The sequence below is a fragment of the Necropsobacter massiliensis genome (assembly GCF_000827595.2).
In the GTDB taxonomy this organism is placed as follows: Bacteria; Pseudomonadota; Gammaproteobacteria; order Enterobacterales; family Pasteurellaceae; genus Necropsobacter; species Necropsobacter massiliensis.
The window spans coordinates 26,371-43,020 of the sequence record NZ_LN776186.1; the positions used below are offsets into that span (position 1 = coordinate 26,371).

Consider the following 16,650-nt stretch of genomic DNA (forward strand, 5'->3'; position numbering starts at 1 on the left):
GCCGACAATTACGGCAACAGAGATTCTAGCTGCCATAATTCTGCAAAACGTTCGCGACGTTTGATTAAATGCGCTTGCTCGCCGTCCACCATGATTTCAACGGCGCGCGGGCGGGAATTATAGGTGGATGCCATGCTAGCGCCGTATGCGCCGGCGGAGCGTTGGGCAATCAGATCGCCTTGGGCGATTGCCAGTTCGCGCTGTTTGCCGAGAAAATCGGCGGTTTCGCAAATCGGACCGACGACGTCGTAAACCCGGCGTTCGCGCTCTAATGTGCGGTCAACTTCAATGATGTCCATATAAGCCTGATACAGCGCCGGGCGGATCATGTCATTCATGCCAGTATCCACAATGGCAAAATGGCGGTCTTCATTGCTTTTCAGGTATTCCACTTTGCTCACCAGAATGCCGGCATTGGCGGTAATAGCACGTCCCGGTTCGAGGATAATTTCAAGATTTGGATAATCTTTTAATTTATTCAGCAGCGCGCCGGCATATGCCGTCGGATGTGGTGCGTTTTCATCACGGTAGGTGACGCCCAAACCGCCGCCCAAATCCAGATGTTGCAACACGATGCCGTCTTGTTTTAACTGGCTCATCAGCACAATCAGGCGATCTGTGGCATCAAGAAACGGTTGTAATTCGGTCAGCTGCGAGCCGATATGGCAATCCATGCCGCTGATGTGAATATGCGCTAGGCGACTCGCCATGCGATACACCTCGCGCGCTTCATGTACGCTGATGCCGAATTTATTTTCTTTCAATCCGGTGGAAATATAAGGATGGGTATGAGCATCCACGTCCGGATTAACACGTAACGAAATCGGCGCGATTTTACCGAGCTGTCCGGCAATATCGTTGATGCGCTGCAATTCTGCGCGACTTTCCACATTAAAGCAGCGAATGCCTACTTGTAGGGCGCGGCGAATTTCCGCCTCTGATTTCGCGACGCCGGAAAATACCACTTTGCCGGGTTCACCGCCCGCCGCTAGCACGCGTTCCAACTCGCCTTGAGAAACAATATCAAAACCCGACCCGAGGCGCGCCATAATATTTAAAACTGCGATATTAGGATTTGATTTCACCGCAAAACAGATTAAATGAGGATGTTCGCCCAGCGCATCATCAAAGGCATGCCAATGGCGCTCCAATGTGGCACGCGAATAAATATACGCCGGCGTGCCAAATTGTTCGACGATTTGCTGCACCGGCAACTGCTCCGCCATTAGCTGACCGTGTTGATATTGAAAAAAATCCATACCTTACCTACCGTTATTGTTTCTGTGTCTGCGCTTGTGCTTTTTCCGGGAAATAAAGCGGTCCTTTCACGCCGCAACCGGTCGTTAAAAAAACAAGCGAGCCCAAAAGGCAAATCGAAATCAGTTTTTTCATATCATTCTTCCTGTTAATAAGTTATTCCTGATGAATAATAGCGGGATCTGCAAAAATTTCTATTTCTTTTTTGCATTTTATCCGCAATAGCCGCCCTAACACGCCGCCCGCTTAATCTGCCGGGGTTAACATGCGTTCCAGCTCGTCCTGCAACGCAAACCACTGACTTTCCGCCTCCTCCAGCGATTTTTTACAGCTCGCCTGTTCAGTCAAAAGTGCGGTCAGTTTTTCTTTATTTTCCGCCTGATATAATGCGCCGTCCGCCAGCTGCATTTCAATGTCGGCTAAGCGCGCTGAAAGCTGTTCGACCTTTTCCTCGAACTGCTGCAATTTTTTGCGTAACGGTGCGCTTTTCTGGCGCAACTCCGCTTGCCGACGTTTTTGTTCTTTACGGTTTACGCTTGAGCTCTCAGAATGGGGGGGCACCTTGGTGCTTGATGAGACGGCGTTGCTGTCATTCAGCCATTGCTGGTAATCAGTCAGATCACCTTTAAATTCTTCCACTTGCTTGTCGTGCACCAGATAAAATTCTTCTACCGTGTTACGCAGCAAGTGCCGGTCATGAGACACTACCACCAGCGAGCCCTGATAATCCACCAGCGCTTCGGTTAACGCCTGACGCATGTCCAGATCCAAATGGTTAGTCGGTTCATCCAGCAATAATAAATTCGGTCGCTGCCAAACAATCAGCGCCAGCACCAGACGGGCTTTCTCACCGCCGGAAAAAGAGACCACCGCCTGATTGACTTTCTCACCGTGAAAGGCAAAACTGCCCAGATAATCGCGCAGCTGTTGTTCCGTCTGCTGCGGCGCGATTTGCTGCAAATGCCACAAGGCGCTTTCTTCCGCGCGCAGAGTGTCCAGCTGATGCTGGGCGAAATAGCCGAGCTGTACGCCCTTAGCCAGCTGCACATGCCCGGAAAGTGCGGTCAATTCGCCCGCCAATAATTTAATCAGGGTAGATTTTCCGGCGCCGTTTTTACCTAACAAACCAATGCGCGAGCCCGGTACCAGATTGAGTTTGATTTGCCGTAACACGGTATGCGCATTTTCTCCTGCACCGTAACCGGCCGCGGCGTTTTCCATCGTAACCAGCGGATTCGGCAAGGACAGCGGTTCACGAAAGTGGAATCGAAAAGGGTTATCCACATAAGCCGGCGCAATGCGCTCCATTCGTTCCAGCGCTTTCACGCGGCTTTGTGCTTGTTTGGCTTTGGTCGCTTTCGCTTTGAAGCGGTCGATATATTGCTGTAAATGATGGATTTTCTGCTGCTGTTGACGGAAAAGTGCGGTCTGTTGCGCTAGTTTTTCCGCGCGCTGAAGTTCAAAGGACGAATAATCGCCGCTATATTCGTTCAGCCGATAATTTTCTATATGCAGGATTTTATTGACGATCGGATCAAGAAAATCGCGATCGTGGGAAATCAAAATTAAGGTTCCCTGATATTGCACCAGCCAGCGTTCCAGCCAGATAACGGCGTCTAAATCCAAATGGTTGGTAGGTTCGTCCAGCAACAATAAATCGGACCGACACAATAATGCCTGTGCCAGATTCAACCGCATGCGCCAGCCACCGGAAAAGGATTTGACCGGTTGTTGCAGCGCTTGCTGTTCAAACCCCAGACCGTGCAGCAATGCGCCGGCGCGGGCATGAATCGTCCACGCGTCGATAATCTCAAGCTGAGCGTGAATCGTCGCGATAGCATTGCCGTCATTACACGCATTGGCGTCACGCAATTGGCGCTGTAAGCGGCAATATTCGCGGTCACCTTCAATTACATAATCCAGCGCAGAAATGTCTAAAGCGGGCGTTTCCTGATTGACCCAAGCCACGCGCCAGTCGGAAGGATAACTCACCGAACCGCCTTCGGCGCTCATTTGGTGTTTTAATAAGGCGAACAGAGACGATTTACCGCAACCGTTTTTGCCCACCAAGCCGACTTTTTGCCCGGGATTAACCGTCGCATCGGCATTTTCCAGCAACACTGACTGGCCGCGTTTTAAGGTAAGATTTGTAAAAAAAATCATTATTTTGCTGAGAATTTGTTATAAGATATTCATTGTTAAATTTTTTTTGTTATTTTCCACTTTTTTACCGGGGTTGCAAATGTTTGATTCTCTTATTGTTCAATTTGTGGTGTTATGGGCGGTGATTGATCCTATCGGTTCCATTCCGGTTTATTTAACCAAAACGGTCGGCTTATCCCTTGAAGATCGACGCAAAATCGCATTAAAAGCGATTGTTATTTCCGCTGGCATTCTGATGTTTTTTCTGATTATCGGTCAGGCATTGTTGGAAGCGATGCAGATTCCGCTCACCGCCTTTCAGATCGCAGGCGGTCTGGTACTGCTGCTGTTCGCGCTTACCATGATTTTCGGCGAAGGCAAACCGGAACAAGAAATGAAAATCTCCTCCAGCATCAGCGAAATTGCCGTTTATCCGCTGGCGGTGCCGTCAATCGCCTCGCCCGGCGCCATGATGGCAATCGTACTGTTAACAGATAACCATCGTTTCAGTTTCTTTGATCAAGTTCTGACCACTTTTATTATGCTAGCAATACTGTTTATTACTTATCTGCTGTTTTTGGCCGCTAATAATATTCAGCGCTTAATTGGTAACACCGGCGCGGCAATCATCAGCCGAGTGATGGGGCTTATTCTCGCCGCGGTGGCCATTAATAATATGCTGGTCGGGATTCGCGATTTCTTTACTGTGGTGGGTTAATCGCAGCGTAAAAGTGCGGTGCAAATTCGATCAATTTTTCGACCGCACTGTGAAATCCGGCGTCAAGCGATACCCCTAACGCGTTAACAATGTGATCGGGTTCAAATACTTTCTTGGTTAAAGAAGGTATGATAGCAACGTTGTTTTTCATCAAGAGGTATAACAATGACAAATGCAGAACTAATGCAGGAAGGTGTAAACCTTATGATTTCGGGAATGGGGTTTGTGTTGGTCTTTTTGTGGATTTTAATTCTCGCAATCGGGCTGATGTCAAAACTGGTTAACCGATTCTTTCCCGAACCCGTCCCGGCTTCCTCGCCAGCCACCCCGATTCAAAGTGCAGCAATCAGTGATTTAGAACGTTTACGTCCGGTTATTGTTGCTGCCGTTGCACACCACCGCCGTCAACAAGGGCTTAAATAATTTAGTTGGAGAAAATAATGACTACTGCACAAACAAAAAAAATTGCAATTACCGACGTTGTTTTACGCGATGCGCACCAATCACTTTTCGCAACACGTTTACGTCTGGATGACATGTTACCGATTGCCGCGGAACTGGATAAAGTAGGTTATTGGTCATTAGAAGCTTGGGGCGGCGCCACTTTTGACGCCTGCATTCGGTTTTTGGGCGAAGACCCGTGGGTTCGTCTGCGTGAACTGAAAAAAGCGATTCCCAACACGCCGCTACAAATGCTGCTACGCGGTCAGAATCTGTTGGGCTACCGTCATTATGCCGATGATGTGGTCGATCGCTTTGTGGAGCGCGCCGTCACCAACGGCATGAGCGTATTCCGTGTATTTGATGCGATGAACGACCCGCGCAACATGCAACAGGCGCTCAACGCTGTGCGCAAAAACGGCGCCCATGCGCAAGGTACGTTAAGTTATACCACAAGCCCAGTACATACTCTGCAAACTTGGCTGGATACCACCGAGCAATTGCTTGAAATCGGTATTGATTCTTTAGTGATTAAAGATATGTCCGGCATTCTAACGCCAGTGGAAGCCTATAAGCTGGTCAGCGAAATTAAAAAACGTTTTGACGTGCAGTTGCATTTACATTGCCACGCTACCACTGGCATGGCGGAAATGGCATTGCTGAAAGCCGTGGAAGCCGGTATTGACGGAATTGATACAGCCATTTCCTCCATGAGCGGAACATACGGTCATCCGGCAACCGAAGCGCTTGTAGCGACCTTAAAAGATACTCAATATGACAGCGGCCTGGATATTGCGCAGCTTGAAAAAATCGCCGCTTATTTCCGCGATGTGCGCAAAAAATACCATAAATTCGAAGGGCAGTTAAAAGGCGTTGACAGCCGTATTTTAGTGGCGCAGGTGCCGGGCGGTATGCTGACCAATCTGGAAAGCCAGTTAAAACAACAAAACGCATCCGATAAACTGGATCTGGTCTTACAGGAAATTCCTCGCGTACGTCAGGATCTGGGCTATATTCCGTTGGTAACGCCGACCTCACAAATCGTCGGGACGCAATCGGTCATCAACGTATTAATGGGTGAACGCTATAAAACCATCGCCAAGGAAACCGCTGGTATTCTAAAAGGCGAATACGGACGCACGCCGGCACCGGTTAATGCCGAATTACAGGCGAAAGTGCTAGACGGCGCGCAGCCGATTACTGATCGTCCGGCCGATCATCTCACCCCGGAAATGGATAAACTGACCGCGGAAGTGGAACAATTGGCGCAGGAAAAAGGCATTAAACTGGCGGAAAACAAAGTGGACGATGTGTTGATCGTGGCGCTGTTCCCGCAAGTCGGTCTGAAATTCCTGCAAAATCGTGGCAATCCAGCAGCATTCGAACCGGCGCCGAGCGCAGAAAAAACAGCGGAAAAAACGACCGCACCTGCCGCCAAAGCCGCGCCGGCAAGCGGTTCGGCCGTATATACCGTTGAGTTGGAAGGCAAAGCGTTTGTGGTAAAAGTCAGCGAAGGCGGCGACATCAGCCATGTTGCACCGGTAGCGCCAACACAAGCAGCGCCGACCCCAACCGCAGCAGCCGCGCCGTCCGGCAATGGTACAGCGGTGACTGCGCCGATGGCAGGCAATATCTGGAAAGTGGTTGCCGCCGAAGGGCAGCAAGTGGCTGAAGGGGATGTGCTGTTGATTCTGGAAGCGATGAAAATGGAAACCGAAATCCGCGCCTCACAAGCCGGTACAGTGCGCGGCATTACAGTAAAAGCCGGTGATGCCGTTGCGGTAGGCGATACCCTGATGACCTTGGCATAGGCGGTAACTCATGGAAAGTATTTTAGCATTAATACGCGGTATGGGCATTATGCACATGGAGTGGGGACAAGCGATCATGATTGTCGTCAGTCTATTGTTGCTATGGCTTGCTATCGCACGTAAATTCGAACCGTTGCTGCTACTGCCCATCGGGTTCGGTGGATTATTGTCCAATATTCCCGAAGCCGGTATGGCGATGACCGCGTTGGATAACCTGCTGCACAGCGGCACCGCGGAACAGCTTGCAATCATCGCCGCCAAACTCAATGCGGCGGCCGATCCCGCCGCAATTAAGACCGCACTTAACAGCGCACTGCCGTCAGTGGTCAACGAACTGGAAGTAATGGCGGGCGATATGGGCTACAGTGCGGGCGTTTTGGCACTATTTTATAAAGTGGCAATCGGCTATGGCGTCGCGCCGTTGGTGATCTTTATGGGCGTCGGCGCAATGACTGATTTCGGTCCGCTGCTTGCCAATCCGCGTACGCTGTTGCTCGGCGCAGCGGCACAGTTCGGTATTTTTGCCACCGTATTAGGTGCGCTGGGGCTAAATTGGCTGGGTGTTATCGACTTTACCTTACCGCAAGCGGCGGCAATCGGCATTATCGGCGGTGCCGACGGTCCGACCGCCATCTATCTGGCAAGTAAACTAGCGCCCGAACTGCTTGGCGCTATTGCGGTTGCGGCGTATTCCTACATGGCACTGGTGCCGTTGATCCAGCCGCCGATTATGAAAGCCCTCACTACGCAGCAGGAGCGCAAAATCCGCATGGTTCAATTACGCAATGTGGGTAAACATGAAAAAATTCTGTTCCCGATCGTATTGCTTGTGCTGGTTGCACTGTTGTTGCCGGATGCGGCGCCACTGTTGGGGATGTTTTGTTTCGGCAATCTAATGCGCGTCAGCGGCGTGGTTGAGCGGTTAAATGATACCGCACAAAACGCGCTGATTAATATCGTGACCATCTTCCTCGGTTTATCCGTCGGTGCAAAACTGGTGGCGGACAAATTTTTGCAGCCGCAGACCTTGGGTATTCTCGTACTCGGCGTGATCGCCTTTGGTATCGGTACCGCCGGTGGCGTATTAATGGCAAAATTAATGAACCGCTTCAGCAAAAACAAAATCAACCCGCTAATTGGCGCCGCAGGTGTGTCGGCCGTACCGATGGCGGCGCGAGTTGCCAATAAAGTCGGGCTGGAAGCCGATCATCAGAACTTCTTGCTGATGCACGCCATGGGACCGAATGTGGCAGGCGTCATCGGTTCTGCGATTGCAGCCGGGGTAATGCTGAAATACGTTTCAGTAATCATGTAATCGATAAAAACGGATACCTTGTTATGAAAACTTCATAACAGGGTATTTTTATGGGAGAAGGTATGCAGCATATTCAACTTCAGCATGATTTATCTTTCAGCCGTATGATTCAAGGATACTGGCGGCTTAAACACTGGCAGAAAACGCCGCAGCAACTGTTGACCTTACTAAAACAAGGGCTGGAACTGGGGATCGATACCCTCGATCACGCCGCTTGCTATGACGGCTTTAAAACTGAAGCTGAATTCGGTCGCGCATTAGCCTTGGATAAAAGCCTGCGCCACAAACTGACGTTAGTGACCAAGTGCGGTATTTTATATCCGAATAGCGAACTACCGGATATTCGCAGTCATTATTATGATAACAGCTACCGGCATATTATTTGGTCGGCGGAACGTTCCATTGCAAAGCTGCAATGCGAATATCTTGATGTTTTGCTGATTCACCGTTTATCGCCTTGTGCCGATCCGGAACAGATCGCGCGCGCTTTCGAGGCACTACATCAGGCGGGCAAAGTGCGCCATTTCGGTGTGTCCAATTACACCGCTGCCAAATTCTCCATGCTGCAATCTTATGTCCGTCAGCCCTTAATCACCAATCAAATTGAAATATCGCCGCTACAACTGGCGCCTTTCGATAATGGTATGCTGGATTTTTTACTGGAAAAACGCATTAAACCGATGGCGTGGTCACCGCTTGCTGGCGGTAAATTATTCATGCATAACGATGCGGTAAGTCAGCGCGTAACCAACGCCTTGCAGGAAATCGGCGAAACAAAAGGCGAAATGCGTTTAGACACCTTAACCTATGCTTGGCTGTTGGCGCATCCAGCGAAAATCATGCCGATTATCGGCTCCGGAAAAATCGAACGGATTAAAAACGCGGTGGATGCACTGGCTATTCCGTTCAGCCAAGAAGAATGGATCAAAGTATATGTGGCGTCACAAGGGCATGATATTCCCTAAAACACCTCCCGCCGTCAGGATAAAATGCCGCATTATGGCGGCATAACGGACAAAAACAATTAAAAATTTCACCGCACTTTATTGGAATTAATTGCAATGACTGCAAAAGAACGTTTATTTCATGCCGTTTTATTTGAATGTCTGGCGATTTTGTTGTCTATTCTGGCACTCAAACTGGTCACCGCTCACCAAACCGCCGGCTTAACCCTAGTGGTGGTGCTGATTTCGCTGATCGCCGTGGTGTGGAATGTCATATTCAACTGGGTATTTGATTTATTCGTTACCGGCGCACGGGAAAAACGCGGCATGCTGATTCGTGTTGTACATACTTTGCTGTTTGAGGGCGGATTGCTGATTGTTACCATTCCTATGGTGGCTTATGTGTTGAAAATAGACTGGCTCGCTGCTTTCACCATGGATATCGGATTAACCTTGCTGATTGTGGTTTACACCTTCCTGTTCAACTGGTGCTATGACAATATCAGAGTGGCGATAATCAATAAATGTGCTCAAAAACGGGAGCGTTAACGCTCCCGTTTCAATTATTTTGTGGCAATATTGGCAAGCACATCGGTGAGCAGGCGCCAATAGGTTTGCACCGCCGGAATATGCACCTTTTCATCCGGCGAATGGGCGTTTTTAATGGTCGGACCGATAGACACCATATCCATATGCGGATAAATTTTCTTTAATAGCCCGCACTCTAAGCCGGCATGAATCACCTTAACTTCAGGTTCATGCCCCAAAATCTCGGCATAATGGCGGCGGGTCAGATTCAAAATTTCACTCTGGCTTTGCGGTTCCCAACCCGGATAATCACCAGAAAAAACGACTGTCGCCCCGCTCAATGCCGCCAGCGAACGCAACAATGCCGCCACATAGGTTTTCCCGCTTTCAATCAGCGAACGCGTCAAAATCGTCACCTTCACCTTTTCCGCATCCGCTGCCAATACACCGGCACTAAGCGAGGTTTCCACTACGCCGGCAATCACATCGCTGTTGCGAATCACGCCGTTCGGCAACAGGTTGAGCAGATTAATCACGCGCTGCGAAAACGCCGGCGAAAACACTTGTTGCGGGTTCTCCGTCGGCGCGAGTGTGAAAGTCAGATTCGGTTCCGCCAGTGCCAGCTCGCTTTTTATTAAAACGGCGAAATTTTCCACCGCACTTTTCAGTATTTCCGCATCGCCGTTAAATGCCAAGGTGGCAAAAGCCTCGCGCGGAATGGCATTGCGAATGGAACCGCCGCGAATGCCAGCGAGAGTAAAGGCAAAGTGCGGTTGGTTTTGGCTAAATTGTGCCAAAAAGCGAGCCAACAGTTTAATCGCATTTGCCCGCCCGGTATGAATATCGCAGCCGGAATGCCCGCCACGTAGCCCTTTTAACGCGATTTGATAATGTTGAGCGTAGCGGTCGGTTTCCCATTCTATCGGCAATTCCAGATTGGCATTTTCACCGCCAGCACAGCCGATATAAATTTCGCCGTTTTCTTCGGTATCGGTATTAATTAAAATGTCGGACTGTAGCCAGTTTGCGCGTAATCCGAGCGCGCCTTCCATGCCCCGTTCTTCGGTCATGGTCAGCAGCACTTCCAGCGGTGGATGGGCTATATCATCGCTGTCCAGCACCGCTAATGCCGACGCCATGCCAATGCCGTTATCCGCGCCTAATGTCGTACCTTGCGCGGTTACCCAATCGCCGTCGATATAAGGTTTGATCGGATCGACGGTAAAATCATGCTGGGTGCCTTCATTTGCCTGCGGCACCATATCCAAATGCGCCTGTAGCGCCACCGGTTTACGCTTTTCCATTCCCGCGCTTGCCGGTTTGCGAATTAACACATTGCCGACATCATCCCGTTCGGCAAACAAACCTTTGCGTTTCGCCCAGTCCAGAATCATTGTGGCTAATTGCTCTTCATGATAAGAAGGATGCGGAACGGCGCAAATTCGATCGAACCATTGCCATAGCGATTGAGGTTGTAATTGTTGAATTTCTGACATATCTGATTTTCCTCCAAATCGAAAAAATTTATTCAAAATAATAGCATAAAAACGCTTTTCGGGTTATCCTAACGCAATTTTATTTCTTGGGTAAGATGTTGCCCTACACGATAAGTCAAGGTGAATTATGAGCGAAAAATATGTTGTGACTTGGGATATGTTCCAAATGCACGCGCGCAAATTATCAGAACGTTTGCTACCGGCGGCACAGTGGAAAGGTGTTATCGCCGTCAGTCGCGGCGGGCTGTTTCCGGCTGCGGTTATTGCCCGCGAACTTAATATTCGGCATGTGGAAACCGTCTGCATTTCAAGTTACGATCACAATAAACAGGGCGAATTGAACGTATTGCATGCTGCCGAAGTCGAAAACGGCGGCGAAGGTTTTATTGTGGTGGACGACTTAGTTGATACCGGCAATACGGCTCGCGCCATTCGCGAACTATATCCGAACGCACGTTTCGTGACGGTTTTTGCCAAACCAGCCGGCGCAGCGCTGGTGGACGACTATGTGGTGGATATCCCGCAGAATACATGGATTGAACAGCCTTGGGATATGGGCATTTGCTTCGTTCCGCCGTTAGCACGCAAATAATTCTACGCGGTTTCCCAACAGACCAATGAGCATAAGCCGCACCTTAAATCGGACTAACCGATTTAAGGTGCAGTTTTTTATCGTACCACCGATTAAAACCGCACCGATTAATTTTCATCTGAATAATCAATAGTTGTTCTGTTATTAAAACCATTGCCTCGGTACCCCTAGCATCGCGCTTTTTCGTATAACCCCAAACGGACTGTTTTCTCCATATCCATTTAAAACAACCGATGTATCTTCATGCCATACCGCGTCTCAGTTGAAATGGGCTAATATGTCTAACGGAAATTGCATGCCGCTGAGATAATCATGAATCGCTTGGGTGACTAACGGATTGCGTTCCGCCTGTCCCGGCTGGCGGATATAATGTTCGAATTGCTCAACGCTCAACCAGCGCCCGCCGCAAATATCCGGATCGGAAGGATTGATCGCCGCCTGTTCTTTCAATTCAACGGCAAACACAAAACGTAAATAATCGGTGTTGCTGCGCGGGGCATGCCATTGATAGATTCTGATTAGCTTCTGCATATCGGCCTGAATACCAGTTTCTTCGAATAATTCGCGTTTCGCCCCGGCCAGAATGGTTTCGCCTTCTTCCAAATGCCCGGCCGGTTGGTTAAGCGTCATGTTGCCGTATTCAAATTCCTCCACAAAAAGAAATTTACCCCGGCAATGTACAACACAGGCCATGGTTACGTTCGGTTTGTGCATATTGACTTCCTTAATTTTAATGCATCATAGAGTTGAATAAGTTCTGTGCGCGTTAATCGACGGTAGCTTCCGCTCGGCAAATCGTGCAGCGTAAACTGTGACAGCCCGCAACGGATCAAACGCAGCGTCGGAAAGCCGATATGCGCGGTCATTCTGCGCACCTGACGGTTTCTGCCCTCACAGATTTTAATCTCTAGCCAGCTGGTCGGAATATGCTTGCGTTCCCGAATCGGCGGATGACGCATCCACAAATTTTTCGGCTCAGAAATCAACCGCACTTTAGCCGGTAAGGTCATCCCATCTTTCAACATCACTCCCCGGCGCAGGCTGGCAAGCGCCTGTTCTGGCGGAATGCCTTCCACCTGCACCCAATAGGTTTTCTCCGTTTTATATTGCGGATCCGCCAATCGGTGCTGAAGGCGTCCGTTATTGGTTAACAACACCAGCCCTTCACTGTCGCGATCCAGCCGCCCGGCGGGATAAACACCGGCAATCGGAATAAAATCTTTCAGACTGCGCCGCCCTTGCGCATCGGTAAACTGCGTCAGTACATCAAAGGGTTTATTAAATAAAACGACGTCGGTTCGGACAAAATTCGGTGCGGTCGGTTTTTTGCTTAAAGTTTGCACCGCACTTTTTTTGCGTGAATTGACCGATTTTGATTTATTGCCGCTTGAAACAATTTTAGGCTTCATATATGTTAGTGATTACCGTGTATTCGGAATTAAGACCAGTAATTATACTCACATACGGCAAAATGAGGAAGAAAGCAGCTATGCAAACAACACAATCAAAAGTGATTATTCCCGCGGGCGAAAAAATCCGCTTAGACGATAACGGCGCCTTGCTTGTTCCCGATAATCCGATTATTCCGTTTATCGAGGGCGACGGTATCGGTGTTGATGTGACGCCGGCAATGCGCACAGTGATCGATGCCGCCGTGCAGAAAGCCTATGACGGTCGGCGTAAAATCGCTTGGATGGAAATCTATGCCGGTGGTAAAGCCAATCAGCTCTACGGCGCAAATACTTGGTTGCCGGAGGAAACGCTGGCGTTTATTCGCGATTATCATGTAGCGATTAAAGGTCCGCTGATGACTCCGGTCGGCGGCGGTATCCGCTCTCTGAATGTCGCGATGCGGCAAGGATTGGATTTATATAACTGCTTACGTCCGATTCGTTACTACGAGGGAACACCAAGCCCAGTAAAACACCCAGAATTGGTGAATATGGTGATATTCCGTGAAAACTCCGAAGATATTTATGCCGGTGTGGAATGGAAAGCCGGCTCGCCGGAAGCGGACAAGGTGATTACATTCCTGCAACAAGAAATGGGCGTGACCAAAATCCGCTTTACGCAAGATTGCGGCATCGGCATTAAACCAGTGTCCAAGCAAGGTACGCAACGTCTGGTGCGCGCCGCACTGCAATATGTGATTGACAACGACCGCCGTTCTCTCACGCTGGTGCATAAAGGCAATATCATGAAATTTACCGAAGGCGCGTTTAAAGAATGGGGGTATGAAGTCGCGCAAGAGTTCGGCGCCCAACTTATCGACGGCGGTCCTTGGATGCAATTAACCAACCCGAAATCCGGCCGACAAATCATCATTAAAGACAGCATTGCCGACGCATTTTTACAAGAAGTGCTGCTGCATCCGACGGAATATGATGTCATCGCCACCTTGAATTTAAACGGCGACTACATTTCCGACGCCTTAGCCGCACAGGTCGGCGGTATCGGTATTTCTCCGGGCGCCAACATCGGCGCGCAAGCGGCTATCTTTGAAGCAACACATGGCACCGCGCCGAAAATAGCCGGTCAGAACAAAGGCAACCCAGGTTCATTGATTCTCAGCGGCGAAATGATGCTGCGCCATTTAGGCTGGCAGGAAGCTGCGGATTTGGTGGTAAAAGCCGTATCAAAAACCATCGCCGATAAAACCGTCACCTTTGACTTCGCAGAAATGCTCAACGGTGCCAAATTACGCACCACCTCCGAATTCGCCCGGGATATTGTGGGGAATATGTAGCAGATATTTATTTTCTAACCTAAAGTGCGGTAATTTTAACCGCACTTTGCTCTGTTCCCCTGAAAGAGAGCTATTAAATCAACAGGTTACTTAAAAAAATTTGAGCCCTGCACAATACGAGGCTCAATATTTAAACTATCCAAATTTATGGGCACAACGCCGTTTTATATTACAATCAAGCGAGAAATCGTCCAATTACCTGTCCACCGACCATAATCCAAGTCATTAGCATAGAAGTAAAAAATACCCCAAACCAGATATAGCCGGTTTTTAAATAACACCAATGATTCAATATAGTCAATACAATAAATTGTGGAATAATAACGGCAAGCATCATCATCCAGCGTCCACCAAATTGTGGTAATCCGATAAGATCAAATCCCGGTCCTATCTGCATAAAATCAGGAATAAAGTGGAATAACCACAAGATAACCAACCCACCGACGGCAAATAAAACAGTTTTTATCGACCAGATGATTAATGTTCTTGTAAAGGAGCCGCTTAATTTCTGCTTCATTTGTACAGATACAAGTAATCCGTTAAATGAAAAGAAAAAAATAAAAATAGGTAACCAGTAAATAAAAAATAATTCGAAACGTTCAATCGTGAGAGGCTTCAGCAAAGGCCATAAAAAGCGAAGTTCTACACCCCATACATGATGTATAAGTGTTGCCAGAACATATAAATAGCCCACCAAAATGGTACTCAAGCATAATGCACGTAAAATAAGTTTACTGGTAGTCAATTCAGAAATATTACTTATAACACCGAATCTAGCTAATGAAATAGATGTGGAGCGTTTCCATAATACAAAAAATATGAAATTTATTACCGCACTTACAACTAACCAAGTAATGATGCCATTACCCATTTCCAACGGCATAAAACTCAGTTTCGCTGCAATAGGTTCATTCGCTCCACCCCATTGTGTAAACATAGGATATAAAAATATTGTCAGTATAATATTGACTATTGCAAATAATTGCCATTGTTTGTTGGATATTGCCGTTTCTGCTGGTACCGCCTGAGTCATTCTTAAAAAGTAAGGCTGTTTAAGTAATCCATTAGCAAGAAAAAGCGCAGATAGTATGGCACTGAATAGTGCGAAAAGCCCAGCAAATTCTTTGTACCAATAAGTTTGATCATCCGGATCAATCCAGTCATCATCCTGTTCGCCATTTTGTAGAGCCTGATTGAACCATAAAATAGCTTCTTTATTAGTTTGCGATGCGATCATCACCCCTAGGTGCGTCCCCTTTACTAAGGCGGCGCGGCGAGCAGTGCCGTCGGTAAAAGTGCCATAAGTGTGATCCCATTGTAAAATGTTGTTTTCCGGTAAAGAAAAAGCATTAAGACGGGCTTTATTTCTAATCAGTGCTTTCACGGGGAAAGATTTTTCCCGATAACCACCAATTTCTTCAAATAATCCCTGCGTTAACAGATAGTTATGTAATTTCGGTTCACCGCCGTTACTGCTTTGTCCGTTAACCGCTTTGTGATCCGGATTCAATTTAGCAACCCGAATTGCGTTTAATGCGCCGGTAGAATGACCGAAAATGCCAAGGCGAGTTCGATCGACAAATGGTAATTCCTTTAAATATTGGTAACCATTATTGGCACCACTCATATTGCTATTGGCAGCTGGCAATTTGGTAGAATAGCCATGTCCAAAATGATCAATAGCCAGTACTACAAAACCGCGTTTAGCCAGTTCCAGTGCACCGAAGGTACTAGTAGCCTCTTTGTCGCTCTGATAACCGTGTAACGCCAATAATGCCGGTTTTGGGTTGTCAGCAGTAGCACTGATGGGGCGATATAATTTAGCGATCATGGGTTGCTGTTCTGCCGTCATAAAACTCACAGTAGTAACCTCAATACGCCCGAAATCCTGTTCAAACAAAGCGGCCAAATAGGCGCTAGCTAGACAAAGAATAAGAAAAATAATTGAATATAACCCATTGATATTACGTGTTTTCATGATTCAATCTCCGCAAGGACCGTAACCTGAGCGCTATCAATTCCATTAATACGCAATGGCAGAGCAAAAATACGTTTTAATCCGGTACTACTTAGTCCGGCAAGTTGCATATCTTCAATAATGCAGATAAAGTTGGCGCTGAACGTGCCCAACATAATCTGATGTGCCTTTACACCGTGCTCCGGATGTGCTGGTGAGGCGAGAGAAATAAAATCAAAACCGACAGCTTTGAGATTTGGTGCATAATCAATCAGATATTGTGCCGCCTGAATACTAACTGCACATCCGTTAGCCGCATATTCCTGTGGATTTTCCGACCGCACTTTTTCCAGACCAGTACGGATAAGAAGTAAATCCGCCTGCAAAATTTGCATTAAGTGCGGTTGTAAATCAGACAGTTCAATTATTTCACCCTGACATTTGGCAATGTCCAGTAATAAAGGATGATTGTAAATAAATTGATCCAATGGTAATTCGGTAATAGTTAATCCATTCGGATTAAAATGCCAAGGAGCGTCAAAATGTGTACCGAAATGGTTGAATAAATGAATTTTACTACTGTTATAAATATCACCACGTGCAATGCTGGTACAGGTTTCTAGACTAAGCGTCGGCTCCCCGGGAAAGCCGGGATCATTAATATCAAGAGGATAAGATAAATATTGATAACCCATATTAACTC

General features: G+C 47.9%; 17 protein-coding genes. 8 read left to right on the forward strand and 9 right to left on the reverse strand.

The window, feature by feature from the left end; genetic code table 11:
• Positions 1-8: 8 nt before the first annotated feature.
• From lysA to BN3349_RS07215, 3 genes are all read right to left on the reverse strand, one after another.
• Positions 9-1,259 (reverse strand): diaminopimelate decarboxylase, encoded by a 1,251-nt coding sequence (gene lysA, locus BN3349_RS07205; protein ID WP_040976670.1) that lies wholly within the window; start codon positions 1,257-1,259, stop codon positions 9-11.
• A 13-nt stretch (positions 1,260-1,272) separates the two neighbouring features.
• Positions 1,273-1,392, reverse strand: coding sequence for an LPS translocon maturation chaperone LptM (gene lptM / locus BN3349_RS07210; RefSeq protein WP_082024891.1), 120 nt, complete (start codon positions 1,390-1,392; stop codon positions 1,273-1,275).
• A 111-nt stretch (positions 1,393-1,503) separates the two neighbouring features.
• Positions 1,504-3,420, reverse strand: coding sequence for an ABC transporter ATP-binding protein (locus BN3349_RS07215; protein ID WP_040976671.1), 1,917 nt, complete (start codon positions 3,418-3,420; stop codon positions 1,504-1,506).
• A gap of 79 nt (positions 3,421-3,499) precedes the next feature.
• Between BN3349_RS07215 and BN3349_RS07220 the strand changes: the two genes are divergently transcribed.
• Positions 3,500-4,117, forward strand: a complete 618-nt coding sequence (locus BN3349_RS07220) for a MarC family protein (protein WP_032107798.1) — start codon at positions 3,500-3,502, stop codon at positions 4,115-4,117.
• Here BN3349_RS07220 and BN3349_RS12150 read toward each other — a convergent pair.
• On the reverse strand, positions 4,101-4,268 hold the full coding sequence (locus tag BN3349_RS12150; protein ID WP_218971810.1) for a hypothetical protein: 168 nt from the start codon (positions 4,266-4,268) through the stop codon (positions 4,101-4,103). The two genes, BN3349_RS07220 and BN3349_RS12150, sit on opposite strands and share 17 nt — an antisense overlap.
• A gap of 14 nt (positions 4,269-4,282) precedes the next feature.
• Between BN3349_RS12150 and BN3349_RS07225 the strand changes: the two genes are divergently transcribed.
• From BN3349_RS07225 to BN3349_RS07245, 5 genes are all read left to right on the forward strand, one after another.
• Entirely contained in the window at positions 4,283-4,540 is a 258-nt protein-coding gene (locus BN3349_RS07225; protein WP_040976672.1) for an oxaloacetate decarboxylase subunit gamma, read from the forward strand.
• 17 nt (positions 4,541-4,557) lie between these two features.
• Positions 4,558-6,369, forward strand: a complete 1,812-nt coding sequence (gene oadA / locus BN3349_RS07230; RefSeq protein ID WP_040976673.1) for a sodium-extruding oxaloacetate decarboxylase subunit alpha — start codon at positions 4,558-4,560, stop codon at positions 6,367-6,369.
• A gap of 10 nt (positions 6,370-6,379) precedes the next feature.
• Positions 6,380-7,684: a sodium ion-translocating decarboxylase subunit beta gene (locus tag BN3349_RS07235; RefSeq protein ID WP_040976674.1), complete on the forward strand. Its 1,305-nt coding sequence runs from the start codon at positions 6,380-6,382 to the stop codon at positions 7,682-7,684.
• Between the two features lie 62 nt (positions 7,685-7,746).
• On the forward strand, positions 7,747-8,649 hold the full coding sequence (locus BN3349_RS07240; RefSeq protein WP_040976730.1) for an aldo/keto reductase: 903 nt from the start codon (positions 7,747-7,749) through the stop codon (positions 8,647-8,649).
• A 90-nt stretch (positions 8,650-8,739) separates the two neighbouring features.
• The gene (locus tag BN3349_RS07245) at positions 8,740-9,177 is read left to right on the forward strand and encodes a PACE efflux transporter (RefSeq protein WP_218971812.1); all 438 of its coding nucleotides are present in this window, start codon (positions 8,740-8,742) and stop codon (positions 9,175-9,177) included.
• Positions 9,178-9,191: 14 nt separating this feature from the next.
• On the opposite strand, the gene BN3349_RS07250 is transcribed toward BN3349_RS07245, so the two are convergent.
• Positions 9,192-10,652 (reverse strand): aminoacyl-histidine dipeptidase, encoded by a 1,461-nt coding sequence (locus tag BN3349_RS07250; protein ID WP_040976676.1) that lies wholly within the window; start codon positions 10,650-10,652, stop codon positions 9,192-9,194.
• Between the two features lie 127 nt (positions 10,653-10,779).
• On the opposite strand from BN3349_RS07250, the gene gpt reads away from it, so the two are divergent.
• Positions 10,780-11,244 (forward strand): xanthine phosphoribosyltransferase, encoded by a 465-nt coding sequence (gpt, locus tag BN3349_RS07255; protein ID WP_032107804.1) that lies wholly within the window; start codon positions 10,780-10,782, stop codon positions 11,242-11,244.
• Positions 11,245-11,502: 258 nt separating this feature from the next.
• On the opposite strand, the gene BN3349_RS07260 is transcribed toward gpt, so the two are convergent.
• Both BN3349_RS07260 and BN3349_RS07265 read right to left on the reverse strand, forming a co-directional pair.
• Positions 11,503-11,958, reverse strand: a complete 456-nt coding sequence (locus tag BN3349_RS07260) for an NUDIX domain-containing protein (protein ID WP_040976677.1) — start codon at positions 11,956-11,958, stop codon at positions 11,503-11,505.
• Positions 11,940-12,653, reverse strand: a complete 714-nt coding sequence (locus BN3349_RS07265; RefSeq protein ID WP_040976678.1) for a pseudouridine synthase — start codon at positions 12,651-12,653, stop codon at positions 11,940-11,942. The genes BN3349_RS07260 and BN3349_RS07265 overlap by 19 nt, the downstream gene beginning before the upstream one ends.
• 80 nt (positions 12,654-12,733) lie before the next feature.
• Between BN3349_RS07265 and icd the strand changes: the two genes are divergently transcribed.
• The gene (gene icd / locus BN3349_RS07270) at positions 12,734-13,990 is read left to right on the forward strand and encodes an NADP-dependent isocitrate dehydrogenase (RefSeq protein WP_040976679.1); all 1,257 of its coding nucleotides are present in this window, start codon (positions 12,734-12,736) and stop codon (positions 13,988-13,990) included.
• Between the two features lie 175 nt (positions 13,991-14,165).
• On the opposite strand, the gene BN3349_RS07275 is transcribed toward icd, so the two are convergent.
• Both BN3349_RS07275 and BN3349_RS07280 read right to left on the reverse strand, forming a co-directional pair.
• Complete coding sequence (locus tag BN3349_RS07275; protein ID WP_048736222.1) at positions 14,166-15,968, reverse strand: alpha/beta hydrolase; 1,803 nt, start codon at positions 15,966-15,968, stop codon at positions 14,166-14,168.
• Complete coding sequence (locus tag BN3349_RS07280; protein ID WP_040976680.1) at positions 15,965-16,642, reverse strand: cyclase family protein; 678 nt, start codon at positions 16,640-16,642, stop codon at positions 15,965-15,967. Before BN3349_RS07280 ends, BN3349_RS07275 begins: the two co-directional genes overlap by 4 nt.
• Between the last annotated feature and the right edge of the window lie 8 nt (positions 16,643-16,650).

Bases quoted from the DNA above. Each gene is read 5' to 3' on its own strand.
- icd (WP_040976679.1), top strand. From the start codon at position 12,734: ATGCAAACAACACAATCAAAAGTGATTATTCCCGCGGGCGAAAAAATC.
- lptM (WP_082024891.1), bottom strand. From the start codon at position 1,392: ATGAAAAAACTGATTTCGATTTGCCTTTTGGGCTCGCTTGTTTTTTTA.
- gpt (WP_032107804.1), top strand. From the start codon at position 10,780: ATGAGCGAAAAATATGTTGTGACTTGGGATATGTTCCAAATGCACGCG.
- BN3349_RS07250 (WP_040976676.1), bottom strand. From the start codon at position 10,652: ATGTCAGAAATTCAACAATTACAACCTCAATCGCTATGGCAATGGTTC.
- BN3349_RS07265 (WP_040976678.1), bottom strand. From the start codon at position 12,653: ATGAAGCCTAAAATTGTTTCAAGCGGCAATAAATCAAAATCGGTCAAT.
- BN3349_RS07280 (WP_040976680.1), bottom strand. From the start codon at position 16,642: ATGGGTTATCAATATTTATCTTATCCTCTTGATATTAATGATCCCGGC.
- BN3349_RS07215 (WP_040976671.1), bottom strand. From the start codon at position 3,420: ATGATTTTTTTTACAAATCTTACCTTAAAACGCGGCCAGTCAGTGTTG.
- oadA (WP_040976673.1), top strand. From the start codon at position 4,558: ATGACTACTGCACAAACAAAAAAAATTGCAATTACCGACGTTGTTTTA.
- BN3349_RS07225 (WP_040976672.1), top strand. From the start codon at position 4,283: ATGACAAATGCAGAACTAATGCAGGAAGGTGTAAACCTTATGATTTCG.
- BN3349_RS07220 (WP_032107798.1), top strand. From the start codon at position 3,500: ATGTTTGATTCTCTTATTGTTCAATTTGTGGTGTTATGGGCGGTGATT.
- BN3349_RS07235 (WP_040976674.1), top strand. From the start codon at position 6,380: ATGGAAAGTATTTTAGCATTAATACGCGGTATGGGCATTATGCACATG.
- BN3349_RS12150 (WP_218971810.1), bottom strand. From the start codon at position 4,268: ATGAAAAACAACGTTGCTATCATACCTTCTTTAACCAAGAAAGTATTT.
- BN3349_RS07240 (WP_040976730.1), top strand. From the start codon at position 7,747: ATGCAGCATATTCAACTTCAGCATGATTTATCTTTCAGCCGTATGATT.
- BN3349_RS07260 (WP_040976677.1), bottom strand. From the start codon at position 11,958: ATGCACAAACCGAACGTAACCATGGCCTGTGTTGTACATTGCCGGGGT.
- BN3349_RS07275 (WP_048736222.1), bottom strand. From the start codon at position 15,968: ATGAAAACACGTAATATCAATGGGTTATATTCAATTATTTTTCTTATT.
- lysA (WP_040976670.1), bottom strand. From the start codon at position 1,259: ATGGATTTTTTTCAATATCAACACGGTCAGCTAATGGCGGAGCAGTTG.